Consider the following 3,883-nt stretch of genomic DNA (forward strand, 5'->3'; position numbering starts at 1 on the left):
GGGTGTTGTCGGCGAAGAGGCCCTCGTAGGCGCCGAGGGTCTTCTCCAGCACCGGGTAGACGATCCGCTCCTCGGCCAGGTTCGACTGGTGGACGTAGTGCGGGCGCGGGTCGTTGGCCAGCACATGGCCGAGCGCGATCTTGGACTCCAGCGGCGCGATGTACGAGGCGTAGCCGGTGGCAGAAAAACAGCGGGGCGTCCAGGCAGGTGGTGGCCGAGGAGGTCTCGCACACCCCGCTGCCCCCGTCGGCCTTCTTGGCGTAGATCCAGTTGTACTCGTCGGCCTGCTCGGCGGCGCGCCCGGCGTTGTAGAAGATGTTCATCGGGTGGCGCGGCACGGTGGTGGCGGGGCCGACGGTGCGCTGGTCCGCCTCCCGGGAGGCGTCGCTGCCGAGCGAGGTGACACCGGTGAGGGTGAGGGCGGTCGACAGGTTGGGGTTGTCGTTCGGCTGCTGCGGCAGGGTCTTGAGGCCCGAGTGCTCGCCGGTGACCAGTTCGGTCTTGTCGACGGCGAGGTTCTGGCGGCCCGCCCAGGTGAGGTTGTCGCCGATCTGCCCGGTGATGTCGGTCAGCCCGACGTAGCGGGTGGTGCCGAGGAGGGTGGTGGCGCACTTCCAGGGGACGACGGTGGTGTCCTGCACACAGCCCAGGAAGGGGTGGTTGTAGGTGTGGTTGATCCAGCGGAAGGAGCCCTGGTCGGCGACGAGTCGCTGGGCGAGCGGGTCGCTGCCGCCGTTCTCGTCCTTGTACGCCTCGCTGCCGCCGCCGTTGAAGGCGAGGTCCAGGGTGAGGCCGTGGCTGGTGGACCACTCCTTGGCGTAACTCGCGTCGGCCGCGGTCATCCGGATGGGGTCGTTCTCGACGCCGTTGCCCGCGGTGCCGCAGTCGATGTCGCCGGGCGTGCAGTTGAGTTCGGTGTCCCAGCGGTCGTCGGCGGCGAACACGTCGTCCACGTGGACGGCGAGGTAGTTGCGGTCGGCGCCCAGGTGGATGCCCTGGGTCAGCCACTCGACGATGCCGCGGGCCAGCAGCCGGAACTGGCTCTGGTACTGGTTGTAGACGAAGGTGACGACCAGTTCGCGGCGCCCGTCGTGGGCGAACTCGCCGACCAGCGAGCCCCGCGCCGAGCTGCCGGGTAGGGCTGCGTCCACATAGCTGGTGTAGGTGGCGCCCTCGGCCTGCCGCTCCAGCGGGACGGCCAGATAGCCATAGCTCTCGGTCACGTCAGGGTCGTTGTCCTCGAACGGAACGGTGCCGTCGAGGTAGCCGAACGGGCCCGCGGCGCCGGACGGGGTGACCTTCGCGGTACGGCCGTCGAGCGATCCGGCGTACCCGGGGTTCTGCGGGGGGTTGAGGCCGACGGCCGGGCGGGCGTAGGTGTACGCGTCGACCTGGCGGATGCCGAACTTCTTCTCGTACGCGGTGAGCGCGGCCATCTCCGCCGAACCGTCCCCGAACGGACTGTCGTTGGGGACCACGACCGCCTGGTACTTGGCGCGCGGCCGTCCGTCGACGGTGTCGCTGAGGAACGCGGCATCGATGCGCGACCGCCCGGAGGCGGTCAGGTCGACCGCGGTGTACGGGGTGCCGGAACCGTCGAGTTCGGCGGTGATGGCGGCGGTCGCGGGACCGTGGTCGTCCAGGACCAGGACCCGCAGGTCGATTCTCGGCGTCACGGCGGCGCTCGCGGTGAGCGCCGGAGCGAATGCCGTCAGCAGGATCGCAGCGGCGCATGCCGCGGCAGGCCGGGTCATCCGACCCATGGTGAACTCCCCCCAGGGGCAGCCGCGCAGGGCGCGCGGCGCCGACCGGTGAATGACGCGCGTCGGCAACACCGGTGGCGGCGTGCCGAGGCGAATGAGCGATGAATGATCCTCAGAAACGCGGCTTCACGCGGCCGGGGCTCCCCTCCCCGACGGCTGATGTCCCTCCCCCTGTCGCCGGTTCACGGACAGCGCCGTCCGGACCGGCCGCGCGGCCGAAGCCGAGGCCGCGCAGTCCAAATAATGCGCCATCCCGGCGTAGATCGAATCCACGAGCGCCGCACAACGCGCCGTCGGCGCCCCCGCGGTGACTGGTTTTCATCGCTCCGGAACGAACGCCTCCACCCACGGCTTCACACATATGGAGAAGCCGTGAGGATCGAACACCCCTTGTGCCGACTGATCGGATTTTCGGCCTTGGCCAAAGCCTTTCGAATATCTGTTCCTGCTGCACAGCGGGGGTATCACCCCTCGCGGGCCGCGCCGAAATCGGCTGGATGACGGCCGTCCGAATTGTTCTGCAATGAAGCGAATCGACGGCGCCGCTCAGTCCACACTCTGGAGAATGTGCGGCTCGGCCAGGTCGTCCTCGTAACCGGCGAGGCGGATCGGAGCGGAGCGTGCCCACACCTCCAGACTGCCCACCTCCGGCGGCTCCACCCGCCGCCTGCCGTACTCCGCGTGTGACTCGTCGCTCTTGGTCTGCTCGGGGGTCACCGCACACTCCTTCGTGGTCGGCTGAACCGGATCTGTCGTCAGGTTAACGACCACTTGAAGGCTCCGCCCGTCGATTCCCGAGGACTGGACAAGGAACCAACACCCCGGCCGAATGCTCCGCGCCAAGTGGCCGCAGGCCCCCATCCGTGGTGAGCTGGGACGGGAGGGGGTGGGGCATATGTCCGCCGAACGGGTGAAGGACCCGCGAAGAGCCCGGCCCGCGGCCCTGCTGCTCGCGGCGCTCCTCGCGCTCGCCCTGCTGGGCGGCTGCCAGGACCAGGGCCAAGGTGGCGGCCGCGCCCGGCCCACCGAGCACGCCCGGTCGCCCGTCGCCGGACAGTTCCCCTTCACCGGCCTGCCCGCGAAGCCCGCGCCCATCCTCGCCGTGAAGATCGACAACGCGAGCCAGGCCCGCCCCCAGACCGGCATCGGCTCGGCCGACATCGTCTACGTCGAGCAGGTGGAGGGCGGGCTGAGCCGCATGCTCGCGGTGTTCTCCAGCCGGCTGCCCGCCGAAGTGGGACCGGTACGCAGCGCCCGCGAGAGCGACTTCGATCTGCTGCGCCAGTTCGGGCACCCGGCGCTCGCGTACTCGGGCGTCCAGTCCCGGCTGCGGTCCACCGTGGAGGCCGCGCCGCTGTATCCGCTGCCACCCGCCACGGCGCCACGCGCCTATGTCCGCGGTACGGAGCACCCGGCGCCGCACAACCTCTATGTGCGCCCCGAGACCGCGCTGCGCCTCGCCCCGCACGCCTCGAACGCCTCGGACATCGGCTTCCGCTTCGGCGCCGCGCCACCGGGCGGAGAGCCCAAGAAGCGGCAGTCGGTGCGCTATCCGTCCGCCGGGTTCACCTTCACCTGGTCCGCCGCGGCCAAGCGGTGGCTGGTGGCGATGGACGGCACCCCGGCCCGCACCACCGACGGCGGACGGCTGGGCGCCGCCACGGTCGTGGTGCAGCACACAACGGTCCGCCCGTCGCGTTTCCACGATGTGCTCGGCAGCGTCACGCCCTTCACCGAGACGGTCGGGTCGGGCAAGGCGCTGGTGCTGCGCGAACGGCAAGGCGTACGAGACCCGCTGGTCCCGGCCGGGCGCGAGGGGCGGCACCACGTTCACCACCACGGACGGCGACCGGGATGACGTTCGCGCGGGGCCCGGTGTGGGTGGTGTTTCACGGGCCGCTGATCCGTCTCACCAGGTGGACACGCTCACGACGCGGCCATGGACGGCACCCGGGCCCTCGGAGGACGCCCAGGCGACATGTCCGTCGGGTCGCACCAGCACGGTGCGCACATCATCCCAGCCCGGATGCGCGGTGGCCGGGCGGGCGGAGACCGTCCGGACCCGGTCCGCTCCCCCGGCGGCCCGCTCGGCGATGCCCATGGCGGTGGCATATGCGCCA

Annotated in this window: 3 protein-coding genes and 1 pseudogene; 1 reads left to right on the forward strand and 3 read right to left on the reverse strand. The window is 70.8% G+C overall.

What is annotated here, in order from left to right; translation table 11 throughout:
- Together SSOG_RS53090 and SSOG_RS53095 are read right to left on the reverse strand one after the other, a co-directional pair.
- A pseudogene (locus SSOG_RS53090) lies at positions 1-1,763 on the reverse strand (hypothetical protein); the annotation flags it as partial.
- 546 nt (positions 1,764-2,309) lie between these two features.
- Positions 2,310-2,480, reverse strand: a complete 171-nt coding sequence (locus SSOG_RS53095) for a hypothetical protein (protein ID WP_167542449.1) — start codon at positions 2,478-2,480, stop codon at positions 2,310-2,312.
- Positions 2,481-2,592: 112 nt separating this feature from the next.
- Here SSOG_RS53095 and SSOG_RS02130 point away from each other — a divergent pair, with 112 nt between their 5' ends.
- A complete protein-coding gene (locus SSOG_RS02130; protein ID WP_342634258.1) occupies positions 2,593-3,621 on the forward strand; it encodes a DUF3048 domain-containing protein in 1,029 nt (342 codons plus the stop codon).
- Positions 3,622-3,672: 51 nt separating this feature from the next.
- Here SSOG_RS02130 and SSOG_RS52070 read toward each other — a convergent pair.
- Positions 3,673-3,883, reverse strand: a 211-nt coding sequence (locus SSOG_RS52070; protein ID WP_483754806.1) for an aromatic-ring hydroxylase C-terminal domain-containing protein, incomplete at its 5' end; no start/stop codon positions are given.

The sequence above is a fragment of the Streptomyces himastatinicus ATCC 53653 genome, assembly GCF_000158915.1.
GTDB classification, from domain to species: domain Bacteria; phylum Actinomycetota; class Actinomycetes; order Streptomycetales; family Streptomycetaceae; genus Streptomyces; species Streptomyces himastatinicus.